This is a genomic window from Sinomonas sp. RB5 (assembly GCF_054063535.1).
In genome coordinates this window covers 1-24796 of the sequence record NZ_JBSSGJ010000012.1, presented here as the reverse complement: position 1 = coordinate 24796, position 24796 = coordinate 1, and the positions used below count along the sequence as shown (strand labels likewise).

At 67.5% G+C, this 24796-nt stretch carries 19 protein-coding genes; 15 read left to right on the top strand and 4 right to left on the bottom strand.

Annotation, left to right across the window (positions count from 1 at the left end):
- The first annotated feature begins 1 nt into the window (after position 1).
- From ACVWWH_RS13990 to ACVWWH_RS13920, 15 genes are all read left to right on the top strand, one after another.
- Positions 2-2743 carry an AAA family ATPase gene (locus tag ACVWWH_RS13990; protein ID WP_457316978.1) on the top strand — a complete coding sequence of 914 codons (2742 nt, stop codon included), beginning with the start codon at positions 2-4 and terminating at the stop codon, positions 2741-2743.
- Positions 2744-3091: 348 nt separating this feature from the next.
- Positions 3092-4630, top strand: coding sequence for a sugar transferase (locus ACVWWH_RS13985; protein ID WP_457316977.1), 1539 nt, complete (start codon positions 3092-3094; stop codon positions 4628-4630).
- Positions 4631-4688: 58 nt separating this feature from the next.
- Positions 4689-5894 (top strand): Gfo/Idh/MocA family protein, encoded by a 1206-nt coding sequence (locus tag ACVWWH_RS13980; RefSeq protein WP_084249384.1) that lies wholly within the window; start codon positions 4689-4691, stop codon positions 5892-5894.
- Positions 5891-6886 (top strand): NAD-dependent epimerase/dehydratase family protein, encoded by a 996-nt coding sequence (locus ACVWWH_RS13975; protein ID WP_066496982.1) that lies wholly within the window; start codon positions 5891-5893, stop codon positions 6884-6886. Before ACVWWH_RS13980 ends, ACVWWH_RS13975 begins: the two co-directional genes overlap by 4 nt.
- A complete protein-coding gene (locus tag ACVWWH_RS13970; protein WP_457316976.1) occupies positions 6883-8031 on the top strand; it encodes a DegT/DnrJ/EryC1/StrS family aminotransferase in 1149 nt (382 codons plus the stop codon). The genes ACVWWH_RS13975 and ACVWWH_RS13970 overlap by 4 nt, the downstream gene beginning before the upstream one ends.
- Positions 8028-8723, top strand: a complete 696-nt coding sequence (locus ACVWWH_RS13965; protein ID WP_457316975.1) for a NeuD/PglB/VioB family sugar acetyltransferase — start codon at positions 8028-8030, stop codon at positions 8721-8723. Before ACVWWH_RS13970 ends, ACVWWH_RS13965 begins: the two co-directional genes overlap by 4 nt.
- Positions 8720-9859: a DegT/DnrJ/EryC1/StrS family aminotransferase gene (locus tag ACVWWH_RS13960; protein ID WP_457316974.1), complete on the top strand. Its 1140-nt coding sequence runs from the start codon at positions 8720-8722 to the stop codon at positions 9857-9859. Before ACVWWH_RS13965 ends, ACVWWH_RS13960 begins: the two co-directional genes overlap by 4 nt.
- Entirely contained in the window at positions 9856-11487 is a 1632-nt protein-coding gene (locus ACVWWH_RS13955) for an oligosaccharide flippase family protein (RefSeq protein WP_457316973.1), read from the top strand. Before ACVWWH_RS13960 ends, ACVWWH_RS13955 begins: the two co-directional genes overlap by 4 nt.
- On the top strand, positions 11487-12692 hold the full coding sequence (locus ACVWWH_RS13950) for a glycosyltransferase family 4 protein (RefSeq protein ID WP_457316972.1): 1206 nt from the start codon (positions 11487-11489) through the stop codon (positions 12690-12692). Before ACVWWH_RS13955 ends, ACVWWH_RS13950 begins: the two co-directional genes overlap by 1 nt.
- Positions 12689-13753 (top strand): glycosyltransferase family 2 protein, encoded by a 1065-nt coding sequence (locus tag ACVWWH_RS13945; RefSeq protein WP_457316971.1) that lies wholly within the window; start codon positions 12689-12691, stop codon positions 13751-13753. Before ACVWWH_RS13950 ends, ACVWWH_RS13945 begins: the two co-directional genes overlap by 4 nt.
- Before the next feature lie 99 nt (positions 13754-13852).
- Positions 13853-14896 carry a glycosyltransferase gene (locus tag ACVWWH_RS13940; protein ID WP_457316970.1) on the top strand — a complete coding sequence of 348 codons (1044 nt, stop codon included), beginning with the start codon at positions 13853-13855 and terminating at the stop codon, positions 14894-14896.
- Positions 14893-15633 carry a hypothetical protein gene (locus ACVWWH_RS13935; protein WP_457316969.1) on the top strand — a complete coding sequence of 247 codons (741 nt, stop codon included), beginning with the start codon at positions 14893-14895 and terminating at the stop codon, positions 15631-15633. Before ACVWWH_RS13940 ends, ACVWWH_RS13935 begins: the two co-directional genes overlap by 4 nt.
- Positions 15630-16298: a hypothetical protein gene (locus tag ACVWWH_RS13930; protein ID WP_457316968.1), complete on the top strand. Its 669-nt coding sequence runs from the start codon at positions 15630-15632 to the stop codon at positions 16296-16298. Before ACVWWH_RS13935 ends, ACVWWH_RS13930 begins: the two co-directional genes overlap by 4 nt.
- A 167-nt stretch (positions 16299-16465) precedes the next feature.
- On the top strand, positions 16466-17635 hold the full coding sequence (locus ACVWWH_RS13925) for an O-antigen ligase family protein (protein ID WP_457316967.1): 1170 nt from the start codon (positions 16466-16468) through the stop codon (positions 17633-17635).
- A 34-nt stretch (positions 17636-17669) separates the two neighbouring features.
- Positions 17670-18782, top strand: a complete 1113-nt coding sequence (locus ACVWWH_RS13920) for a glycosyltransferase (RefSeq protein WP_457316966.1) — start codon at positions 17670-17672, stop codon at positions 18780-18782.
- 28 nt (positions 18783-18810) lie between these two features.
- Here the strand turns inward: ACVWWH_RS13920 and ACVWWH_RS13915 are convergent, their stop codons facing one another.
- The 4 genes from ACVWWH_RS13915 to ACVWWH_RS13900 form a co-directional block, all read right to left on the bottom strand.
- Positions 18811-20172, bottom strand: a complete 1362-nt coding sequence (locus ACVWWH_RS13915; protein ID WP_457316965.1) for a glycosyltransferase family 39 protein — start codon at positions 20170-20172, stop codon at positions 18811-18813.
- A 186-nt stretch (positions 20173-20358) separates the two neighbouring features.
- The gene (locus tag ACVWWH_RS13910; protein ID WP_457316964.1) at positions 20359-21093 is read right to left on the bottom strand and encodes a glycosyltransferase family 4 protein; all 735 of its coding nucleotides are present in this window, start codon (positions 21091-21093) and stop codon (positions 20359-20361) included.
- A gap of 485 nt (positions 21094-21578) precedes the next feature.
- Positions 21579-22949: a glycosyl hydrolase gene (locus ACVWWH_RS13905; protein ID WP_457316963.1), complete on the bottom strand. Its 1371-nt coding sequence runs from the start codon at positions 22947-22949 to the stop codon at positions 21579-21581.
- A 131-nt stretch (positions 22950-23080) separates the two neighbouring features.
- The coding region (locus ACVWWH_RS13900; protein ID WP_457316962.1) for a DUF4082 domain-containing protein at positions 23081-24796 on the bottom strand (1716 nt) is incomplete at its 5' end.

The window sequence follows — 24796 nt, the reverse complement described above, 5'->3', positions numbered from 1 at the left end:
GATGGAGACGACAATGAATGCCTCGCGGGGATCACGGGGAGACCACCGCGACTACTCCATGGCCCCCGACGGACTGGCCCCGACCCAGCAGGCGGTCATCTCCGCCACCGCCGAGGCGCTGCACCGCGGGGTCCCCGGCGCGGTGATCGTCTCGGGGGAGCCCGGGACGGGCAAGACCCACCTCATCAAGACGGTGACGGCCCAGCTCCGCGACGACGTCCGGTTCGTGGCCATCACGCCCGGAGAGAGCCTGCGGCACATCCCCTACGGAGCGCTGCTGCAGTGCCTGCGACATCTCACCCCGGAGGAGGCCCAGGACCGCGTCGGCATCCTGCGTGCCCTCTGGGCTGAGCTGCACGGCGCCGAGCCCCACGACGGCGGTGGACCCGAGCGGCCGATCGTGATCGTGCTCGACGACGCCCACCACCTCGACGACGACTCAGCCGGTGTCCTCGCCGAGGCCGTCGCCTCGTCGTGGATCAGGGTGCTCGCCACGGCGTCCAGCTCGGCGGGGCTCCCAGGGGACCTCCTGGACCTGTGGCGGGACGGGCTCGCGGAACGGTTCGATCTCGGCCCCCTGTCCCTCGAGGAGAGCCGGGAGGCGGCCGGGAAACGGCTCGGCGGCCGGCTCTCGATCACCGCCGCCGCGGTCCTGCACGCCCTGAGCGCGGGCAACCCGCTGCACCTCGTGCGGCTGACGGAAGAGGCCACCGCGGCCGGAACGCTCGTGCAGCGGCGCGGGATCTGGCTCCTCACCGGGGACTTCGCCAGCCGGGGGCAGGCGCTCGGCGCCCCCGTGCGCAGCGCGATGGAGTCCCTCGCCGCGGCCGAGCGGGAGGCCCTCACGCTGATCGCCCTGACCGAACCGCTGCCCCGCGCGGCCGCCCGGACGCTCATCGAGCGGGCCGTGTTCGACAGGCTCACCGACGCCGGGTGGCTGGCTGACGCAGGCCACGCGAGCGTCCGGCTCCGCTACCCCCTCGTGGCGGACGCCATCCGGGCCATGACGACCTCGACCCGCCGGCTGCACCTCCTGCGCCGGGCCACCGCTGTGGGCGGCGACGAACTGCGCCAGCCCTCGAACGAGCTGAGGCTGTTCGAGCTCGCCCTCGAAACGGGCACCATCCCGCCGTTCCACGAGCTCGCGCGGGGAGCAGCCCACGCGGTCTCGCGCTTCCGCAACGATCTGGGCCTCAAGGCCGCGGCCCTCGTCGAGGGGGAGGCCGAGCGTTCGCTCATGCGGGCCATCCCGGCGCGCGCCCACCTCAACCTCGGCGACCCGGCCGCGGCCCTGGCCGACCTGTCCCGCGGCCCCGTGGACCCGAACGACCTCGATGACGTCCTCGCCGGCACCCTCATCGGCTTCGCGGCCCGGGCCGCCCGGGGCGAGACCTCGGCGATGGACGACGACGCCGCGCGGCTCGAGCGGGCGGCCGAGGCGATCGAGCGGGGCACGCCCACGGGCGACATCGTCTTCGGCCCCGGTCCCCGCAGCGTCGTCATGCGCAGGGCCAGGCTCCTGCGGGCCCTCGCCGCCGATGAGCGCGGGGACATCGCCGCGGTCGAGGCGGCCGTCGCCGACGAGCGCCGCGCGGTGCACGCCACGCCCCCGGCCCCGATCGAGCAGGCGCTGTGGACGCTGCTCGAGGGGTCCGTGCTGCTCGCCCAGGGCCAGTACGCCACCTCGGCCCGCATGGCCGGCTCCGTCCTGGCCCAGATCGAGATCGATGACGAGCACTTCCCCCTCGAGGAGTACGGCCTCGTCCGGTACCTCTCTGCCCTCGTCCTCGGCGGCGACTGGGCGTCCGTCGTGAAGGTGTCCGAGGGCTATACCGGTGTCCGCTCCCGCCCCATCGTCGCCTTCGGCCCAGGGCTCTACTGCGCCCGGGCGTTCGCGCTCCTGCACAGCGACCGCGGCGAGGAGGCCGTGCCGATCCTCGGCGACGTCGTCGAGAACCTCGAGCTCATGGACCCCCTCCGCCTCCTCGCCGTCGCGGCCTCCTTCGCCGCGTGGGCGGCCGCAGCGGCCGGGGACGAGGAGGGCGCGCGCGAGTACCTCGCCCGGGCCGAGGGCTGCGCCGAGGTGGGCAGCGCGGCGATGCGGGAGCTCGCCGCGATGCACCGCGCGGGCGCGGCCGAGATCCTCGAGCCCGGCGCCGGTCTGGCGGCACTTGCCGAGATCGCCGAGCGCAACCGCGCCGCGGGCCGGCCCGGCTGGGAGCTCATCGCGTGGGTGCTCTACCTCGAGCTCGGGGGCAGGGACGAGGCCGGTCGGGCCGCGGAGGTCGCGGCGGCCGCAGAAGGATCGTGGGCCAAAGGCTGGGGCGCCTGGGCGCGCGCCGAGGCGGAGGAGCACGGCGACGCCTACCTGGCGGCTGCCGACCACTTCCGCGCGCTCGGGCTCAACCGGCGCGCGCGGGGTGCCTACGCGCGCGCGGCGGCCTGCTTCGACGCCGCCGGGGACAGGATCGCTGCGCGCCGCGCCGGTGCCGCCGCGCGGGCCTGCGAAGGCCTGCCCGGGGCCGGAGAGGCGGGCGAGGCGGAGGAAGCCGTCCTCGCCTCGCTGCGGCTGAGCCCACGCGAGCAGGACGTCGTGGACCTCGCCGTCGAGGGCCTCAGCGACCGCCAGATCGCCGACCGGCTGCACCTGTCGGTCCGCACCGTCGAGGGCCACCTGCACCGCAGCTACGCCAAGCTCGGCATCCGCAGCCGCGAGGACCTGCGCGCCGCCGTCGAAGACTGACCGGCACCCTCCCACACCGCCTCTCCGTCCAGGCCTCCGGCCCGCCCCCGTGGCGGGCCGGAGGCCTGTGGCGGGCCGAAAGCCTCTGCCGCCGCGCGCCGTCGTCCGTCCCGTCACCCCGGACAAGTAGCCCTCGCCGGGCCCGGCGGAGGGTCAGCGCCGGCCCGCGTAGTGCCCCCCGAACCGGCTGCGTACCGGGCAAGGGGTGCGCCCCCGGAAGCCCCTCGAAGCTCGCGTACTCACTACTCGTGACCCTCTTCAAGCCGGCGCGTGTACTGGTGTGCAGAAGCTTTCCGTTCGAGGCGGTGCCGCAATGCCGGGCACCGCGGCAGGGGCAAGGAGCGGGTCATGTCCGTTGGAGCTCAGCAGGGATCAGCAGGATTCGAGCCGGCCCGCGCCCGCGGGCTGGCGGAACGGATCGGGGCGTCCGCACTGGGCCTGCGGCTGCGCCGGGACCTGAGCGCGGCAGAGGCGCGCATGGCCCGGTCGGCACGGGCGCAGGGCTGGGCCCACCGCTATGCGCGGTTCCTGCGCGTCACCGACGCCCTCGTGGCGCTCGCGGCCGGGGCCCTGGGCCTGCTCGTCATGAACCCGCCGCCCGGGCCGGCGGCCGCCCTCGTGGCGTTCATCCTCGTCTGGCCGTTCGCCCTCGGGCTCTCCGGCAGCCGGGACACCTCCGTGCTCGGCATCGGCGTGGACGAGTACCGGCGCGTCATCAGCGCGACGATGCAGCTGTTCGCCCTCGTCGCGGTCGTGGTCGTCCTCACTGACGGCGTGCTGTCCGCGCGCCTGTGGGCCCTGGTCCTCGGCACCGGCTCGGCCGGGCTGCTGGCGACCCGCTCCCTGAGCCGCCGCTGGCTCCACCGCCAGCGGCAGAGCGGGATGTACCTCACCCCGGCCGTGGTCGTGGGCGAGCCGGAGGACGTCCGCTACGTGGTGCGGCGCATCTCTGCCGGCGAGGGCGCGCCGTACAACGTCCTCGGCGCGATCCTGCCCGGCGGCCGCCGCGGGCAGTCACTCACCGTCGACGGCGTGCGTCTTCCCGTGCTCAGCTCGACGGACGACGTGGTGCGCACGGTCGCGACGAAGAAGGCCGGCGCCGTGATCGTCGCCGGGCCCGTGCCGGGGGGCAACCAGTACGTCCGCGAGCTCGGCTGGAACCTCGAGGAGCACGACGCCGAGCTCGTCCTCGCGTCGTCTCTGACCAACGTCGCCGGGCCCCGCATCCACTTCCGCCCCGTGCCGGGGCTGCCCCTCATGGAGGTCGACCTCCCGCGGTACTCGGGCACCAAGCACGTGGTGAAGCGCTGCGCGGACCTCGTGCTCGCCACGGCGGCGGTGATCGTCCTGGCGCCGGTGCTCGCGGTCCTGGCGCTGATCGTGCGGCTCGATTCTCCAGGCCCGGTGCTGTTCCGGCAGGAGCGGATCGGCAAGGACGGCACGCCGTTCACCATGTTCAAGTTCCGCTCGATGGCCACGGATGCGGAGGCGCGCCTGGCCGCCCTCGCCGAGGCCAACGAGGGGGCCGGGGTGCTGTTCAAGATGAAGGACGACCCTCGGGTCACCCGGTGCGGGGCCTGGATGCGCCGGTACTCGCTCGACGAGCTCCCACAGTTCCTCAACGTCCTGCGGGGCGAGATGAGCCTCGTGGGCCCGCGCCCACCCCTGGCCCGCGAGGTCGGCGGCTACGAGCGCTACACCCACCGGCGGATGCTCATCAAGCCCGGCATCACCGGCCTGTGGCAGATCAGCGGCCGTTCCGACCTCGAATGGGACGACGCGGTGCGGCTCGACCTGTACTACGTCGAGAACTGGTCCCTCACGGGAGACCTCATGATCCTGTGGCGCACGCTCCGCGCCGTGGTCTCGCCGACCGGCGCCTACTGAGCACCGCGGCCAGACACCGCCCTTTTCCGTTACGCACATCATCTAGCAAGGGGAGACCATGGGAGATGTTCCACATCCGCTGGCCCGGCTGAGGGGGCTCGCCGAGGGCCGGCACGGCAGCACGTTGAGAGTCGTCGTGGTCGGAGCCGGCTACTGGGGGCCCAACCTTGCCCGGAACTTCGGCCGCTCCCCGGACTGGGAGCTGGCCGCGGTCTGCGACCTCGACGTGGCTAAGGCCGCCGTGCTCGGGGCCCCCTACGGGGCACCGGCTTTCCCCTCGCTGGACGAGGCGCTCGACACGGTCGAGGTCGACGCCGTGGCCATCGCGACCCCGGCTCGGACCCACCACGGCGTGGCACTCACCGCGCTCGCGGCGGGCAAGCACGTGCTCATCGAGAAGCCGCTTGCGGACACCTGGGACAAGGGGGCGGACCTGGTGCGGGAGGCGGATGCCCACGGGCTCGTCCTCATGGCCGACCACACGTACTGCTATACCCCGGCGGTCCAGAAGATCCGCGAGATCATCCTCGACGGGGATCTCGGGGACCTCCTCTACATCGACTCCGTCCGCATCAATCTGGGCCTGATCCAGCCGGATGTGAACGTCTTCTGGGACCTCGCCCCCCACGATCTCTCCATCCTGGACTACGTGCTCCCCGAGGGGCTCGCTCCGGAGGCGGTCTCGGCGCACGGCGCGGACCCGCTCGGCACAGGGCGGGACTGCGTGGGCCACCTCACCTTCGACCTGCCGGACGGAGCCATGGCGCACATCCACGTCAACTGGCTCAGCCCCACCAAAATCCGCCAGATGGTGATCGGCGGCACCCGGCGGACCCTGGTGTGGGACGACCTCAATCCGCAGCAGCGGCTGAGCGTCTACGACCGCGGGGTCCAGCTCCCGCGCAAGAGCCCGCGGGGCGGCCTCGAGCGGCGGGACGCCGCGGTGTCCTACCGGCTCGGCGACACGTGGTCGCCGGCGCTGCCGGAACGCGAGGCTCTCGGGGCCATGGTCGCCGAGTTCGCCGGCGCCATCCGCTCAGGGCGCTCGCCCGCGACGAGCGGCGAGTCCGCGCTCCGTGTGCTGGGCCTCCTCGAGGCCTCGAGCCGCAGCATCGCCCACCAGGGCGCCCAGGCCTCCGTCGCCGCGCTCGACGGGGCCTCCGGCACCGGGGGCAGCCGGGAGGCCAGCGTCGTCGACCTCGCCGGCCACACGTCCCGGAGCACGTTCGTCGAGAGCGCCGCGGCCCAGGAGTCGGGGTCATGACCGTCCTCGCGGGGGCACGCGTGCTCGTCACCGGAGGAGCCGGCACGATCGGCTCCACGATCGTGGACCAGCTGCTGGACGCAGGGGTCGAGCACATCGACGTCCTCGACAACCTGGTCCGCGGCAGGCTGGCGAACCTGGACCACGCCATCGCCGCGGGGCGTGTCCGGCTGGTCGAGGGCGACCTGCGGGACCGCGACCTAGTCCACGACCTGACGGTCGAGAAGGACCTCGTCTTCCACCAGGCGGCCATCCGCATCACACAGTGCGCGGAGGAGCCCCGCCTCGCGCTCGAGGTCCTCGTGGACGGCACCTTCACGGTGCTCGAGGCCGCGGCCCAGCACAGCGTGGACAAGGTGGTGCTCGCCTCGAGCGCCTCCGTCTACGGCGCCGCGGAGCAGTACCCCACGGGCGAACGCCACCACCACCACAACAACGACACGTTCTACGGCGCGGCCAAGAGCTTCAACGAGGGCATGGCCAGGAGCTTCCGCGCCATGTACGGCCTCGACTACGTGGCGCTGCGGTACTTCAACGTGTACGGGCCGCGGATGGACGTGCACGGGCTCTACACCGAGGTCCTCGTGCGGTGGATGGAGCGGATCGCCGACGGCAGGCCGCCGCTCGTGTTCGGCAACGGCGAGCAGACCATGGACTTCGTCTACACGGAGGACGTGGCGAGGGCCAACCTCAGCGCCGCCGAGTCCTCGGTCTGCGAGGGCGTGTACAACGTGGCCAGCGGCACCGAGACGAGCCTGCTCGCGCTCGCGGTCGCGCTGCTCGCGGCCATGGACTCGGACCTCTCGGTCGAGTTCGGGCCAGCCCGCAGGGTCAACGGCGTCGCCCGCCGCCTCGCCGACGTCGCGGCAGCCGAGCGGGACCTCGGATTCCGCGCGCAGGTGCCGCTCGAAGAGGGCCTGCGCCGGCTCGTCGCCTGGTGGCGCCCCCTGCGCGAGGAGATCGCCGCCGCCCGAGTCCTGGCGGCGTCATGACGGGGCGCATCAACGTCATGCAGCCCTGGGTGGGCCCCGAGGAGGCAGCGGCCGTCGCCGAGGTGATCGCCTCCGGGTGGCTCGCGCAGGGGCCCCGGGTGGCCGAGTTCGAGGCCGCGTTCGCCGCGGCCCAGGGGGCAGCGCACGGCGTCGCCACCTCGAGCTGCACGACCGCGCTGCACCTCGCCCTCGTCGTCGCCGGCCTCGGAGAACGGGACGAGGTGGTCGTGCCCTCGTTCTCCTTCATCGCCACCGCCAACGCCGCCCGCTACGTGGGGGCCGAGCCGGTGTTCGCCGACGTCGACCCCCTGACTGGGAATGTGACCGCGGAGACGGTCGAGGCGGTGCTGGGCCCCCGGACGGCCGCCGTCGTCGTCGTCGACCAGGGCGGAATGCCCGCCGACGTCGCCCCCATCGCCCGGCTGTGCGCGGCCCGCGGCATCACCCTCATCGAGGACGCCGCCTGCGCTGCGGGCTCCCTCTACCGGGGCCTGCCGGTGGGCGTGTTCGCGGACGCCGCCGCATGGTCCTTCCACCCCCGCAAGCTGCTCACCACGGGCGAAGGCGGCATGCTCACCACCGGCCGGCCGGAGTGGGCCGAGCGCGCGCGGCACCTGCGCCAGCACGCCGCGAGCCTGTCCGCGGCGGACCGCCACGGCTCCGTCCGGGCACCCGCAGAGTCCTACACCGAGGTGGGCTTCAACTTCCGGATGACCGACCTGCAGGCAGCGGTGGGGCTCGTCCAGCTCGGCAGGCTCGAGGCCATGGTGGGGCGGCGGCGCGAGCTCGCGGCGCTCTACCGCGCGGCGCTCGCCGACGTCCCCGGGCTCCGGCTCGTCGAGGACCCCGAGGCGGGGGAGTCGAACTTCCAGTCGCTGTGGGCCGAGGTCGGCGAGGCGTTCCCGCTCACGCGGGACGAGCTCCTGGACGCCCTCGCCGAGCAGGGGATCTCTGCCCGGCCGGGCATCATGGCCGTGCACCTCGAGCCGGCCTACGCAGGGGCGCCCCTGCGTGCCCCGCTGCCCGCGACCGAGCACCTGACCGCGCACACCCTGATCCTGCCGCTGTACCACGAGCTCGGAGCCGAGGGCGTCGAGCGGGTGTCCGATGCCGTACGGGCTGCTGCGGCGGTGGCGCGGACATGACAGAGCTCCTCCTCGCAGCGGCGGGCGGCCTCGCCCGCGAGGTCATGGCGGCTGTCCGCGACGGCAGCAGGTACGACATCCTCGGACTCGTCGACGATGACCCGGCCCTGATCGGGACCGTGCTGGACGGGGCGCACATCCTGGGCCGCCTCGAGGACGTGCGGGACTATCCCTCGGTGCACCTCGTGGTCTGCGCCGGCAACGGGACCGTGCGCGCGGACATCGTCCGGCGGCTCGGCGGCCTCGGCGTGGCCCAGAACCGGTACGCGACCATCATCCATCCGAGTGTGACCGTGCCGGAGGGGTGCCTCGTGGGCCAGGGGAGCATCCTGCTCGCCAACGTCGTGATGACGGCGGCCGTGCAGATCGGCAGCCACGTCGTGGCCATGCCGCAGGTGACGTTCACCCACGGTGACGTCGTCGAGGACTTCGCGACGTTCGCGGCGGGCGCCACGCTCGGCGGATCCGTCACGGTCGCGCGCGCTGCGTACGTGGGCATGAACTGCAGCATCCGGCAGAACGTGCGGATCGGGGCGCAGGCGACCGTGGGGATGGGCGCGGCCGTCGTGGCCGACGTGCCGGACGGGCAGACCTGGGTGGGTGTGCCCGCGCGGCAGATCCCGCCGCCGCCGCCGCGCCAGGCACCGGCGCCAGAGGAGGCCGCCGAGCAGGCGCGGGAGGGGGAGCGATGACAGCAGGAGCCAGGGCGGGCGCGCCCGCGGTGCCCTTCGTGGACCTCGCCGCGCAGCAGCAGGAGATCGCGGCCGACGTGGTGCCCGAGGTGCTCGAGGTCCTCGCGACGGGCGCCTTCATCGGCGGCCCCCACGTGGCCGCCTTCGAGGAGGAGTACGCGCGGTTTGCGGGCACCCGGGAGTGCGTGGGCGTCGCCAACGGCACCGATGCCCTCGAGCTGGCCCTGCGCGCCGTCGGCGTCGGCCCGGGCGGGGAGGTCATCCTGCCGGCGAACACGTTCGTGGCCACGGCGGAGGCCGTGGTGCGCGCCGGCGCGCGGCCGGTGCTGGTCGACGTCGACCCGGAGACCCTCCTGATCGACGCAGATTCGGTGGGCCGGGCGGTGGGTCCTAGAACGCAGGCCATCGTCCCGGTCCACCTGTTCGGGCAGGTGGCGCCCGTCGAGGAGCTGCTCCCGATCGCGGTGGCGTGCGGCGCCGCCGTGGTCGAGGACGCGGCGCAGTCCCAGGGCGCGCGGCGCTTCGGCCGCCCCGCGGGATCCCTCGGCGACATCGCGGCGACGAGCTTCTACCCGGGCAAGAACCTCGGCGCCGCCGGGGACGCGGGGGCGGTGACGACCCATGACGGACTCCTCGCCGACCGCGTCCGGCTCCTCGCCGCGCACGGGAGCCGGGTGAAGTACGTGCACGAGGCGGTGGGCTGCAACTCGCGGCTCGACGCCGTCCAGGCCGTGGTGCTGCGCGCCAAGCTGCGCCGGCTCGAGGGCTGGAACGCACGACGCCGGGTGGCGGCCGAGCGGTACTCCTCGCTTCTCGAGGGGGTCGCCGGGGTTCGGGTTCCGCGGAGCCTGCCCGGCAACGAGGACGTGTGGCACCTGTACGTGGTGCGGGTCCTCGACGGGCGCCGCGCCCGGGTGCAGGCGGCGCTCGCGGAGGCAGGGATTGCCACCGGCATCCACTACCCGACCCCGGTGCACCTGACCGAGGCCTTCTCTTCCCTGGGCTACGGCCCCGGCGACTTCCCCGTCGCCGAGGCCGCCGCGGAGCAGATCCTGTCCCTGCCGATGTTCCCGCACCTCACGGACGGCCAGGTCGAGCGGGTCGCCGAAGCGGCGGCCGAGGCGGTGGCGGGATGAGGAAGCCGGCTGGGCGGGAGCGAGGCAGATTCCGTGATCAAGGTTCCTCCAGAATCGGCCTGAAGGTTCGCGGCCGTCGCGCGGCTCGGACCCTTTCGGGCCTTCCAGCCGCAATATCGCCCGCCATGACGGTCGGGGGCAGAGAACGGGGCCCAGAGACGGGAGCACATCTCGGCGGCAGTGTCCGACGTGGAGCGCTGTGGGCTGGGGCCAGCTCGATTCTGTTGCGTGTGGGCAATATTGCCGTCATGGCGGTCATCGCCCGCATTGTGTCTCCGAAGGATTTCGGCGTGTTCGCGCTCGCCGTCACCGTGCAGACCATCCTGACTGGCGTCGCCGAACTCGGCGTTGCATCGGTTATCGCGCGGTCAGACATCGCCGTTGAGCGTATCGCTCCGACCGTTGTGACCATTTCGGTGGGGACGAGTGCGATTTTGGCTACCGCAATGGCACTCTTCGCAGGCCCCATCGCGTCCTTCCTGGGATCCCCCGACGCAGAGGGGCCGGTCCGGATTCTCGCCATTACTATCGCGCTCATCGGCCCGTTCGCAGTTCCGGGTGCGCAGCTCCAGCGCGACTTCCGGCAGGATCAGCTGTTCTGGGGGACGCTGGTCTCCTTCGCGGTGTCGAACGCCGTCCTCATCGCACTCGCCCTTGTCGGCGACGGCGCGACTGCATTCGCATGGTCCCGCGTCGTCGGCCAGCTCGTCGTCGGCTTGTACATGATGTGGAAGGTTGAGCGGAATTACGGCCTGGGGTTCTCGTTCGTCTATGTGAAGCCGCTTCTCTGGTATGGCCTCCCTGTGGCCGGTGCTAATATCCTCAGCCAAGCCTTGGTGAATATCGATTACGTTTTCGTCGGACGAATGTTGTCCACCACAGACGTCGGTGTCTACACTCTCGCCTTCAATATCTGCATGTGGTCTGCAAGTGTCATCGGAACGATGCTCAACGCTGTCGGACTCCCCGCCTTTTCAACCGTTCGGAGGGATCAGGGTGACCTTGCGGCGGCTCTAGCCCACGCTCTGCGTTCGGTGGCCTTGGTTGCCTTTCCGATGGCGGGCTTCACGTGCGCCTTTGCCGCGCCGCTGGTGATGGTCATCTACGGGAGCAAGTGGCAGGCGGCAAGTCCTGTGCTCTCCGTTCTTTCCTTCTATGGAGTGGCCTTCGTCGCAGGCCTCCTTTTCGGAGGTATCCTCACCTCGATGGGGCGAACTGGGCCCCTTTTCGCGGTCCAAGCAGTCGCGGTCGTCTTCCTCGTTCCTGCGCTCTGGATCGGCATTTCCGCGGCCGGGCTCATCGGCTTGGGAATAGCCCACATTTCCGTGATCTGCCTCGTCACGCTCCCGATCTACCTACGGTCATTGCGTCAGGTCGTGGCAATCCGCACCGTCACCTTGTTGGCGGCAGTCGGGCGGCCGGCTGCGACGACCATGGCAGCCGTTCTCTTGGCCCTCGCAGTTGCTGCGCCCCTTACCGCGGATCTGGCCCGTCTGATGGCAGGCGGACTCGTGGGCGGCGCAGTGTATTTGGGCTTGAATCGGAGCCTTTTCGCCCAGCTTGTACCCGTGAAGTTCGGAGCCTGGGCTCCAATGAAGCAGCGCAGCGTAAGCCCGAGGAGGCAGTGATGAGCATGAGCGCGCAGGAAGAGGGTCAGCCGCCCGGAGACCGCCGGAGGCGGATTGGCCTTCTCTACCCAGCCCCCGACCCCTTGTCTCCGGCCGTCTGGTCAGGGACTCCGCACGGGCTGGCCGACGGCCTTGCCGCACAAGATGTCGAAGTCGTGCCGATCGGGGTCCGCCTTCCCTTTGGGGTACATCAAGCGGTTGCGCTTGCCTCCTACGCAGGAGGACAAAGGGGTGCGGTGGCAGATCGCATGCCGATTCGGCAGATTGCCCGAACTACGGTGCTCGGGAGCCAGATGCGTCGAAAGGCACCGCTGGACGGAGTCATTGCGATGGGTTCCGAGATGTACCGGCTCAAGAGGATTGTCCCGGAGGGGACCGCCTCCGCGACGTTCGACGATGGAACGCTCCAGCAGATGTGGGCACATCCTGATTCTGACATCCGGCAGTCAAGTTTCCCTGAGCGCCATGTCCGGCTCTGGATCGATCGCCAGGCCGCGTCGAGCCGCGCAGCCGATGTCTGCTGTGTGAGCACAGCATGGGCAGCACGGTCCTTTGAAGAGGACTACGGCGTCCCCGGTGAACGGATCCGTGTTGTGGGGATAGGGCACCGTCCCCGATCGACCCAGCGGGATGTGCGCGACTGGAACCGCCCGCAGTACCTGTACGTAGGCGTCGACTGGGAGCGCAAGAATGGGGCTGCCGTCGTAGCGGCATTCCGCCAGGTTCGGGAGCACATTCCGCACGCCCTTCTCCATCTCGTCGGCAGAGTCCCGGAGATCGAGGAACCGGGCATCGTGAGGCATGGTTTCCTTCCCCGCGAGGATGGCCGTGCCCAAGCCATTCTCGACGACCTCTATGCCCGAGCGACCTGCTTCGTCCTGCCGAGCCGCTTCGACCCTGCTGGCATCGCGTATCTCGAGGCCGGCTCGGCTGGGCTTCCCGTCATCGCCACAACTGCGGGTGGCCCGCAGGACCTCATCGGCAAGGCAGGGCAGCTCGTCGACCCCCACGACGTTGGGTCCATCACCCAGGCCATGAAGGATCTGGCTGTCGCAGAACGGGCGCGGGCTGCCGGAGCCGAAGCGGCGCGTGTTGCGCTCCGCTACTCGTGGACGCGCGTTGCGGGACGGGTGCTGGCCGCGCTCGCCGAGGCACAGACTAGTCGGTCAGGTGTTGATCCCGCCCTTTCACGGGAGGCCCGATGATCGTGCACGCCCGCCCCCTGCCCGCCGATAGGCGGCCCCACGTCGCGGTTGTTGTGCCGTGCTACAACTACGGACGTTTCCTCGCCGAGTGCGTGCGAAGCATTGTGAGTCAGGCCGACGTGACGACTTCTGTGCGCATCATCGACGACGCGTCGTCCGACGACAGTTTTACCGTCGCTCAAGATCTCGCAGCGACGTACCCAGGGGTTGAGGCCAGGCGCCACGCTACGAACCAGGGACATATTGCCACCTACAATGAGGGGCTCGCGGAGGTCGACAGCGATTACGTCGTTCTGCTGTCAGCCGACGACCAGCTTGCGCCCGGAGCGCTCTCCCGCGCGACCGCGGTCATGGAAGCGTTCCCCAACGTAGGGCTCGTGTACGGGCACCCCCAGACGTTCTCGTCCACGCCGGTTCCCGGCTCGGACCGAGTCCGTAATTGGTCCGTGTGGCCCGGAAGGCGGTGGATCAGCGCACAGTTCTCGCGGGGCCTGAGCAACATCTACAGTCCGGAAGCGGTGGTCAGGACTGAAGTCCATCACCAGGTGGGCTACTACCGGAACTCTCTTCCGCACTCAGGAGATCTCGAGATGTGGCTGCGCATTGCAGATGTCTCCGATGTCGGCAGAGTGAATGGCCCAGACCAAGCGTATAGGCGCCTCCACTCGGCGAGCATGATGGAGACCACGTTCAAGGGAATCGCGACCGACCTTCGAGAACGATTCAGAGCATATGAGTCTTTTTTGGCTGCTTCTCGGCTGGATCCCCGTGAACGCCGGCGACTTGAAGTCCTCGCGAGACGGCGAGTCTGTACAGAGGCGTTCCAATGGGCAGCATCGGCAGAGGGCAGACGGGCCGAGGCTCTTGCCGGAGCCGCGGCGGCTGTTCAATTCGCGGAAGACGTATATCCGGACTTTGAAGATTTGGGGGCATACCGCGTCTACGAGGCGAGCCTAGAGGAAGCCTCCCTGCTCTCCAAGGTCGTTGCCGCGAGGGGCCGGCTCGGTCTCGAGATTGGCGCACGAACCAGTTGGCGCCGTTGGCGCCGGTACGGGATCTAGGGGGCGGACATGACCACGGATGGCGTTTCGAGGGGCTTGCGGCATTGGGCCACTACAGGCAGGGAGGCTCTTATGGGTAGGGCCAGTATGAAGTGGAGGATGCCTCCGAAGATCAAGCTCAGCAGACGCGTGCCGGAGAGGCCGACGATCTACTATCTGACTCCTCACGGAGCGCGCCCGAGCGGAGGCGTTCGGATCATCTACCGGCATGTAGAGCTCCTCAACCGGATGGGCGCGCAGGCCGCCGTCCTGCACGCGCGTGACAACGTGAATCTAGGGTGGTTCCGCCATGCGGCCAGGGTGGAGTCCACCCGTACACTCGACTTCACCGCCAAGGACATCCTTGTGGTTCCGGAGGTCTATGGCCCCTTCTTGGACACCCTGCCTGACGAGGTGTCGAAGGTCGTCTTCAATCAGGGTGCTTACCATACATTTGACGACATCGACTTCCGTGCGACGTCTCCCGGTTATCCCTATTCGACGCTTGCGAACCTCAGAGGCATCATGACGGTTTCGCAGGATTCGAGACATCTCCTTGAACTCGCGTTCCCAGCCCGGCCGGTGATGGTGGTCCGCAATGCTATAGACCCCCGTGTCTTTTTCCCAGGGGAGGGGCCACGGCGGCGCGCGGTCGCCTACGTTCCGACACGTCGCGGTCATGAACTCGGACAGCTTCTGCATATTCTGCGGTCCCGCGGCTTTGATTGGGAGCTCATTCCCATTCAGGGTATGTCCGAGGCGGACGTATCAGGAGTCCTCAGATCTGTAGCCATCTTCATGAGCCTCAGCGAGCAGGAAGGCTTCGGGCTGCCGGCCGCTGAGGCCATGGCCGCCGGCTGCTACGTCGTGGGCTATTCGGGAGGCGGGGGAGACGAGTTCTTTGATTCCGAGTACTGTTCGCCCACGGGGCGCCTCAGCGAACTTGTCGAGGCGCTGGTCCGTGCAACCCAGACGCCTCTGCAGGAACTGCAGTTGTTGGGGCTGAAAGCCTCACGCGCGATTTCTCTGCGCTACTCAGAAGCGGCTATGTGCGATGATCTCCGGAAGTTTTGGGAATCCATCACAGGTTGCTTCGGCGCTGATGAATCCGGGGCTGGCGTCTATGACGTCGCCGCATCTTCGAAGCGGGGAGGTCCGAGATGAGTTTGAAGGTCTTGATCCAGCGGGTTATCAGACGCTGGTATTGCCTGCTCGCCGGTCTTCTGGCGGTAGCTGGCCTCTGTTACTGGGTCGGCGTCCACACTCCAGTGCAATATCGCATTCAGGGCAGTGTCGTCCTGCTCCCCTCATCCGAAACCGTTGGCGGTGGAAACCCGTACCTCTTCCTGACCGGTCTCGGTCAGGCTATGGATGTGGTCACCAGGAGACTCACGGCCCCATCCGTCAGGGAGCCAATCGCTGACACCTATCCGCACACGGCCTACACCGCCGCCGCAGACCAGACGAACGGCAGTTCCATCCTCCTAGTCTCTGTCACGGGCGATACCGAGAGCGCGGCCCGCGGCGTGCTTTCCGCCGTGATGGCCCAGGTCCCCAAGATCCTGGTCGGAATGCAGGACCAATTGTCAGTGCCGCCGCAGGGCCGCATCGGCTCGATGCCTGTCACGTCTCAGCAGGAGCCCACGGTCGATTCGAAATCGCGCGTCCAGCTTCTTGCGCTGTCGGCAGTGGGCGGCGTCGCACTGACCCTCCTCCTGACTGCTCTCCTCGATGGTCTGATCTCGAAGTGGACGTCGCGAAGAGGTTCTCGCGCCCCTCTCGCTCGGAAGAGCCGCTTGCACCGGAGACCCGTGGGAGCGCCGACGACGCCGGATGAGGAAGAAGCCAGCCCGCTGGCAACGGAGGTCGGTGCCGGGTCCCTCTCGGAGCTGAGCCGATGACGACTCTGAGGCGGTTCCCTCGCCACTGGACCCCCCTTGTTGCCGCCGCGCTCGTGCTGGCTGCTCTCGTGGTGGCCGTCAAGAATCCTGATCGCGTGTACTGGGCCAAGACCGAGGTCGTCTTTCTGTATCCAGGACTTGCTCCGGTCTCTACCACCTTCGTGAGAGGAACCGATGCCCTGGTCAACTTCGCGGAGCTCGTGCGGCTGAAGGTCGCGGAACGCGATCAGGAGGGCGAGACCGTGGCCGCGATGTCCGGCGGCACGCTCTCCGGTGCAGGCTTCCGCCGCGGCGTCTCAGTCATTCTGCCGAACATGGGGGGCCAGTGGACCAAGAGCTACAGCGAACCTCGGCTCTCGGTGGAGGTCGTTGACACCGACCCCGGAAGGGTTCGCGCGTCAATGCTGATCGTCCTCGGGGCGATTTCCTCGGCCGCGCGCGACCTTCAGATCCAGGTCTCGACTCCGCGGGACGCGATGGTCACCGTCACCACGATCCCGCAGTCGATTGAGGTCGTCCCAGAAGGGCCCAGCCTCATCATGGTGGTTCGGGGCTTCGCTGCCGCGCTGGCGGTGCTCTTGTTGCTCGTTCCCTTCGCCTCCAAGCGCAGACTGAGCGGCCTGAACGGGCAGGATGCGCTGTCAAGGGGGTCGGGTCCGGGATGACGATCAGCGGGAGCCAGCCTGAGCTTGAACCGGCGAATCAAGAGTCGTCCGACGCTGTGAGCGTCCTGAGCGTGTATCTGGTGCTGTGCTGTCTCGTTCCCTCATACCTCAGTTTTCCATCCCTGGGGTCGGCGCTTGGAAGACCCGGGGTCCTGTGGTGTGTTCTCATGATGTTCTGGTGGCTGATGGCCAAGTTCCTCCAGCGGGAACCGCCGTCACGGGGCGTACAGCCGGTCCGCCTTGCGTTGCATCTCCTGGTCATCGTCATCGTCGCGAGTTACGTGCTCGCAATGTTCCGAGGCATTCCCGACACCGAGGTGAGCCCTGCGGACAATGCTCTTCTTCGGGCGGCAGGTTGGTGCGGAATCCTGTTGGTGGCGCACGACGGCCTTCGGAGTGCACGGGATATCAAGGTGGTGCTCCGGCGCGTCGTCACGACAGGGGCGATCATCGCGGCCATCGGCATCCTCCAGTTCGCGACCAAGCAATCCCTGGTGAACTGGATCGTCATCCCCGGCATGACTGCTGATGGGCAGGCCGGTGTTGATACGCGGGGTGAATTCACGCGAGCCGCCGGAACCGGGGGACATCCCCTCGAATACGCGGTCGTCATCTGCATGACGCTTCCTCTGTCACTGACGTTCGCCTTGGAAGACAGGACTCGTGGTGTCTTATCCCGCTGGGCGCCGCCGGTCGTCATTGCGACCGCGGCTCTTCTGTCCGTTTCCCGTTCCGCCATCATCGCTCTGGTGGTAGGTATTGTTTTTCTGCTTCCGAGTTGGGCACCCCGAGTAAGGCTGTTCGCAGGGATCGCTGGAGTGCTCCTCTTCACGGTGATCTACTTTGCGGTGCCTGGGATTGCGGGAACGATTCGCGGCATGTTCACCGGCGCGGGCGACGATAGCAGCGTCCTGTCGAGGACCAACGCGTATGATGTCGCATTCACGATCGCCTCGAACAACGCTGCATTCGGTCGCGGCCTCGGTACCTTCCTACCTGCATACACTATTCTGGACAATCAATATCTCGGGCTGATCATCGAGATCGGGTATATCGGCGCCGCGGTGTTCCTTGCTCTCATCGTCGCGGCGATTTTCGTCGCCCGGAGCGCGGTGACCCGGGCGACGGATTCCATGATGCGCCAGCTTGGTGTGGCCGCGGCAGCCTCGGTGGCTGCGGGCAGCTCATGTTTCGCCTTCTTCGACGCATTGTCCTTTCCGATGTCCGCCGCATTCCTCTTCTTGATGATGGGAATAGCAGGAGCCTTGGCGCATGTGCCAATGGAGCCCACGGTAGCCGCTTCGCCTCGGTCGGCTCTTCGTGAGGTTCGGACGTGAGTCGTGAACCCACTTTGGTTAGGAAAATTCTCAGATGAACGCATCCCGACTTGCCTTCGTTATCGACGAACCGTTCATTCCTGACGTTTATGGAGGGGGGGTCGCTGATATCCATGAGATAGCGCGAGCCTGTGGGGACCATGGTTGGGAAGCAGAAGTGCATTGCCTCCGGTCCAGTCGTCCACGATTCGCAACCGGGTTGGCCACCCGGTTCGTCCGGCGCTTGCCATTCCCTTACGCTCGGACGGAGCATGACGCCACCCTGGGGTATCCAGTGCATCGCAGGTCCACCGTGTCGCTTCTTGGCCCAGCTCCCCTACCGGGTAGGGACGCGCACATAGTAGTCCTCCAGGGTGCCCGCATTCCCCAACTCGCCGTGCGGTACGCCGACCTCGGGCTCAGAGTGGTATTGCGGGTGGTCACGACGGCTTCGGTAGACGAAATCGATGCGTACTCTCGAGTTCACGCCTCGCTTCGCTCGCACCTTCAAACCGGGTCCGTGGCTGTCGTGGCCAACTCGCGATTTGTCGCAGACAGAGCGGAGGACCAGCTCGGCGTGAAGGTTGCGTGGAGCTATCCGCCGATCGCCTCGGGCAACGGATCTCGCGCGGCAGGCGCGCACGGTGATTCGGTGCTGTTCGTCAACCCTGTGGAGCTGAAGGGGCTGGAGACAGCGCTGAATGTCGCGCGTCTGATGCCGGATACAAATTTCCTTTTTCAGGAGTCGTGGCCTCTCGCAGGCCGGGAGCGCGGCATCTTGCAGAATCAGCTCTCACAATTGCCGAATGTGGAGCTCCGAGGGAATGTCCCCCGTCTAGATGCCGTCTTCCACGAGGCAGGCCTTCTCCTGGTTCCGTCGGTGGTGGACGAGGCGTTCGGCCGAGTGATCGTGGAGGCGAACCGCTTCGGTATTCCCGTCGTGGCGAGCAGAGCCGGGGGCATCCCCGAAGCTATCCGGTCAGCCGGACTGCTCGTTGAACGCGATGCACCAGCCGAAATGTGGGTCAAGGCAATCAGGACGGTCATGTCAGAGCGTGGGAAGTGGACGGAGAGGGCCTTCTCCAACGGGGCGTCCCCCGACTTCTCGCTCGATGAGGTCGTGGGCTCGTTTGTTGCGTTGATGAGCGCGCTGCGACCAAGGAAATAGAGCCAAGGCCAGTTCTTGGAGCACAAAGTCATGCGGCGCAGCCAACGCTGACGCCGTCCCCGGACGGGGTCCGTCCGGTCCCTGTGTAACGCGTCAGGCTACTCCCAGGCCAAGAACCCACGGTCTGGCCCCTGCCAGCGGTATGGAGCGCCGCGGCAACAGCCCCGTTGGGGTCAGACTCCCACGGGCGGAAGACGAGTAGCCATGTGGTGCCAGACCCGGTTCTGGGTGATAGCGATGCTGCGACGGCCTGCGCTCCGCTTGGCGAACTGATGACAATGTCGGAGGGCGAGCATCGCCAGCCGTAGTACTCCAACGAAGCTGAGGCATGCGAGTTGTCCAGAATCAGCACGTCGCCGGGCCGCATCTGCTGCGCGAGAGCCACTGCGGCCGACCGCAAGTCGTCCTTTGCGTAACGAGGGTCGGTGTACCAATTGGTTAACGACCACGCAACGACGCCCGCAGCGAGGACGGCCGCTGTCCTTGCCAACCAGCTCGTGGCGAGGCGGGAGAGCGCAGCCCCGACAAGAACGGACAAGGCTGGAAGAGCGGTGATGGCGTAGCGAGCGTTGTAGCTGACGTCGGCGACGTAGGTTGCGGCGACGGCCAGCGCCGGGGGGACTGCTCCCCAGCAGAGAATCCATGCGGTGACAGCCTTGCTCCGCTTCCATAGGACGGGAAGCCCCGCGATGGCAATGACGGCCATGGCCACGACGGTCAGGCCGACGGCGGGGGCTTGTTGCAGGAGGGCATGTCCCGCATCCGTGAGCCGCAAGTCCCTCACCGATGGTCCGAGGCTCAGGCCGGCGAGATACGAGAAGAACGTATACGGCAACCAGAGAAGTTGCCCTGACTTCTCAAAGCCAGTGCCGTTGCCCTGGCCCTGCGTGAGCAGTAGCCATGGGACGAAGGTGAGCGCTGCGATCGCCTGGGTCCCCGCCCACATCCACAGGCGCCTGCTGCGGAGGCCTGTTTGGGTAATAAGGAAGAGGCCAAAGGCGATGATGAGGAGCCCCATGTAGTGGTGGGTCCACAACCCAAGTGCCGCCCCGATGGTCATGAGGACCCACTCCCGCTTCGTCGCCCTTCCTTGAGTCAAAGGCCAGCAGGCCCACACATACATGAGCGCGAGGAGCAGAAGGAGCGAGTACATGCGAGCTTCTTGGCCGTACCAGACCGCAAAAGGTGCAACTGCGGTGAAGATCCCGGCTCCGAACGCTATCGTCTGGTCGTGCAGGATCCGTCTAGTCACGGCGTAGGCCATCGCCGCTGCGAGCGTGCTGGCCACGGCAGCGGGCACTCGGAGCCAGAACTCGCTCGGACCGCCGATTCCGATCGAGAGCGCGTCAATGATCGCCGAGAGGGGCGCCACATGATCCTCGGCTGCCATGCCTGGCAATCCCGAGCGTGCGAGGACTTCGGCGTTGTGCAGAGAAGCCACCTCGTCTATCCAGAAGGGGCTGGCTCGCCAAAGCGTAGAAGCGTAGGACGGCGGCGAGCGTCACGATGGGGAGCAAGGGCCACCAACGCCATGTGGACGGCGTCGGGCGTCGAGTCTTCAGCAGCTCTTTGGTAGTCATCCGGCCATCCCCTCGCTCACACCCGCTTTTCTCGGCGCACCGGCCAGGGCTTTCTCATAGCAGTCCATGAGCGCCGTCCCCGCGGCCGACCACGAGAAGAGGTCCCGATCGGCTACGCAGTTGCCGGACAGACGCTCGAGTAGGTCTGGATGTTGCGCAAGCGTCCTCATCTGTGAAGCAAGTCTCTCCACGTCGCCCACTGAGTGGACGAGGAAGTGCCTTCCGGCTTCGCCGAATGCCCCGCTTGCCGCACTCACGAGGGGAACGCAGCCTGTTGCCTGCGCCTCGTACACAACGAGGGCGCTCCCCTCCGTCGAACTCGGCAGCAGGAGGACATCAGAGCCGGAGAGCAGTGCTCCGACATCGTCAACGAAGCCACGCACGGCGATCCGCGGATCCGCGAGCCGATCCCGAAGCGATTCGGCATAGGACTCCTCCAGCTTTCCGGCAATCATGAACCTCGCGTCAGAGAGGTTTGCGGCATGCCACGCCTCGAGCGCTACATGCAGGCCCTTTGTGGGATCGCCCCGGCCTACGAAACACATCCTGAACGGCGTGCCCGGAGGCCTCCCCGCGATCCTCGCAGGGAAATGATCCAAATCACACCCATAGCGATGGCGTAGCAACTTGCCGGACGGGAATCCTTGCCTCAGGAATTCACTGAGTGCGTAGTCGGAGGGGACCAGGACAAAGTCGGCTGCATCATATTCGGCCTGCTCCCTGCTGAGCACGGAGCTCGATGGTGCGTGGGAATGGTCATGGGGCAGCTCCACATGCGCCTCCCGCGCTGCGAGGGCAGAATCGCGCATCACGGAGGCGGTGTGCGGATTCGGTGATTCCCGCAATGCAGGGATGCCGGCCTGGCGTGCGGCGTTAAGCGTCCTGATGCATCCGCGCGGCCACGCATGAACGAGATCGACGCTGCTGGAGTGGCGCCTGAGCCACAGGGCAACTCTCGCATCATGCAGGCTGTATGCGTTCTGAACGCCGAGGGCTCTGTGCGGTACCCGGAAGCCAGCAGCGCTCAAGGTCGTGTGGACGCGCACCGAGCTCGGAAGCTCGGCGGCACCCAATGAGGCGCAGAACAGCTCCACCGCGATTCCCCGCTTGGCGAGCTCGAGGACTTGATGGAGTGCGGTGACCGCAATCCCCGGTCTGTCGAGGACATGGGGAAAGCTGTACAGGACCGTGAGACGAGCGCTGGGCAATATGAAGCTCATGAGGCTACCACCGAGAAGACGGAATCTGGGGCGACGGATACAGCGAGGGGGCCACCCGTTTGCATGGTCCACTGAGGACTTGTGGATGGGTTTGCCGTGGAGGTCAGCTGCTGAAGACGGAGGGAGTTGAAGTTCCCCCGGATCCTCAGCTGAAAGCTCTGCCGTGATGCCGTGGGGTTGATTCCAAGAATGGTCACCTTTCCGGTGGCCGGATCGAGGAATGCTTCGGTTCGGACGGCGTGGGCGCCATCCGAATCTAGATGCACAGTGCCCGGAGGCAGCGATTGGAGGAACAGGCCCAGAACCGCAAAGGACGACCGCGGGGTGTAGGACCCCGACGACTGGTCATACCTGAGGGCGCCCGAGTAGTCGAAAGTACCGTGGTGTTCGTAGTAGCCGTCCCAGCCGTCGTAGAGCTGTCCGCCGTTCACTCCTTGGGCGATGAGGTTCAAGAGGTCCTTTGCCATTGCGAAGGCCTGGTCCCACGCACCTCCCGCATTGGGATCGCTGTCACAGGTGTCGCACGTGGCGTTGAACTCGGTGGCCCATACGGGGGTTCCCCCCTTTGAGCTCTTCGCGACATCGTCGGGCACTGCCCCCGCGTCTCCCGAATAGGTGTGGATCCCGATTCGAGCGATCTTCGCCGCGACGGTTGGGTCCGCGAGCAGGGCTGGGAGATAGGAGGCGTGGATATTCTGCACGCTAGCGGCGTCCGGCACGACGAACCGGACGTCACCCATACCCATCGAATCGAGTTTCCTGCTGAGCTTGGAGAGCAGTTCTGTCATCTGGGACGGCTTGACTTTGGCGCCTTCGATTCCGTCCCAGTCCGGCTCGTTGAGGGGGCTGACGAGACTGAGTCGCAGGCCCTTCTGGTTCCTGGCATAGTCGAGCAGGGAAGCGATCATCCGCACCCAGTAGTCCTCTTTCTCGGGCAGGATCTGCGTTCCCCCCATCCATGGCGCCACACCGCCCATGACACTGAGCGAGACCGTCTGGTTGGGTGAAGCCTCGATGTAGGCGATGGTGTTCCAGAGGTCCTGCATCTTGGGCGTCTCGTAGATTCGTCGGTAGTATTCCTCGTCGATCACATCCGGCGAGCCCACCTGAGTCGGCTCCCAATCGGCCTTCTCGATGATCACGCGCCACGTCACGGGTCCAAGTGCCGTGTACCTGTCGATCGCCGGCTTGAGCTGGCCGTTCTTCCAGCTGTGCACGTCGGCATTGATGCCAAGCCCCGAGATGACCTGCTCCTTAGAGCTGATATCGACTTTCAGCTCATCAGTCGTGAGCGGACCTACGTCACTCGGCGGCGCGATCTGGACCGAGGAGGGAGAGGGGTCGGACCCCAGAAGAGGCGGTGCCACATTGTCCTGCCGAGGAGGCGATGACGATGGTGCCGCCCCGGGCTCCTGGCCGGTGCAACCGGCCAGGAGCGTGAGCGTCAGGGCGGCCAGGGCTGTGAGTCCCCGGCGCCTCCATGGGCGAGCCATTGGATTCACGGTGTGCTGAAGACCACGTCGACCCAGTAGTTGGTGGCGTTGTAGCTGCTCGTCGGGAACCCAGACGATCCGTACTTGAATACGCCGTTGAGGTGGCTCGCGGTACTCTGCAGTCCGTGCAAGGGCGGCGCATCAGCGGAGGCGTTGAAGTAGCCACCGTTGGCCGAGTAGTTGCCGTTCGGTGCGTAGTAAGAGACCACGTAGGTCGTGTTGGCCGCGATTGCCACCGGGCTCGAAAGGGTGGCGGTTTGCCATCCGCTCGATGTTTCACCGCTGAACGTCACCGTAGTCAACAGCGTCCCGCTGGCGGTCCACAGGTGCCCCACATGGGTCCCGGTGTTCTGAGAGCCCTTGTAGAACTTGATGGCCGTGACAGAACCGGACACATCGGACGTGAACTGCATGCCCAGCTCGACGGCGTTCGAGTCATTCGCGTTGGCGGTCGACGGAACCGACGACGCGCTGAAGACGCTGCAAGGGCAGCTGTAGGTCGTCCCGCCGGTCGTGAAGCTCCAGCTGTAAGCCGCGGACATGGCCTGCCCCGTTGCGCTCTTGACACCCGAAACCGTCGCCGTGTACGTCGTATTCGCGGCGAGCGGTGAGCTTGGCGCGAACGTGTACGTGCCCGCCGTCGCCGCCGTGCTCGTCGTCCCGCCGACACTGGACCCACCGCTGGGAGCAACGGAGAACGTCGCGGAGGAGGTGTCGATCGATTGATCGAACGTCGCGGACATCGACGCGGAGGTGAGGACCGACGAAGCGCCCTGCCCAGGTGAGACGCTCAGGACCGAAGGTGCCGAGGGCGAGCCTGGATTGAAGATGGCGTCAACCCAGTAGTTGGTCGCGTTGTACGTCCCTGTTGGGAACGACGAGCTGGACCCGTAGGCGAAGACCCCGTTGCCGCCCGACGATCCGCTGGCGAGGCCGAAGATCGGCGACGCGCCTTGCTGGCTCGAGAATCCGGTGCCCGTGTAGGCATAGCCGCCGTTGGGGGCGTAGTACGAGATCACGTAGGTGGTGTTCGCAGTGACGGACACGGGCGTGGAGAAGTAGGCCTGCTGCCAGCCCGTTGCGCTCTCATTGGCGAAGGTCACGCTCGCGAGCTTCGTGCCGCTGGCCGACCAGAGGTTGCCGATATGGGTGCCTGTGTTGAGCGAGCCCTTGTAGAAGCGGACGCCAGTGATCTGGCCCGCCGTATCGGTTTGGAACTTCATCCCCAGCTCCACGCTGCTGGAGTCGTTGGCGCTTGCGGTCGCTGGGCTGGAGCTGAGGGGGAAGACGGAGCAGGGGCAGGTGTACCCGGGTGCTGTTGTGAAGCTCCAGCTGTAGGGCGACATAGTCTGCCCCGTCGAATTGGTGGCTCCGCTGACCGTTGCCGTGTACTGCGTGTTGTAGGCGAGGGCCGAGGACGGTGTGAAGGTCGCCGTCGTCGTCGTGCTCGAGTATGTGACAGATCCGGCGACACTGGCGCCGGACGGATCCTTCACGACGAACTGAATCGACGATGCCGTGACGTCCTGGCTGAAGGTCGCGTTGACCGTTGAAGTGGCCGCGACGCCGGTTGCTCCTGGAGCGGGATTCGTGGATGAGACGTTGGGAGCAGGTGGTGCCGTGGCTGTGGTGAAGCTCCAGGAGTAGGGACTCGCCATGGTCTGGCCGGTCGAGTTCGTTGCCCCGCTCACCGTGGCGGTGTAGGTGGTGCTGTAGGCAAG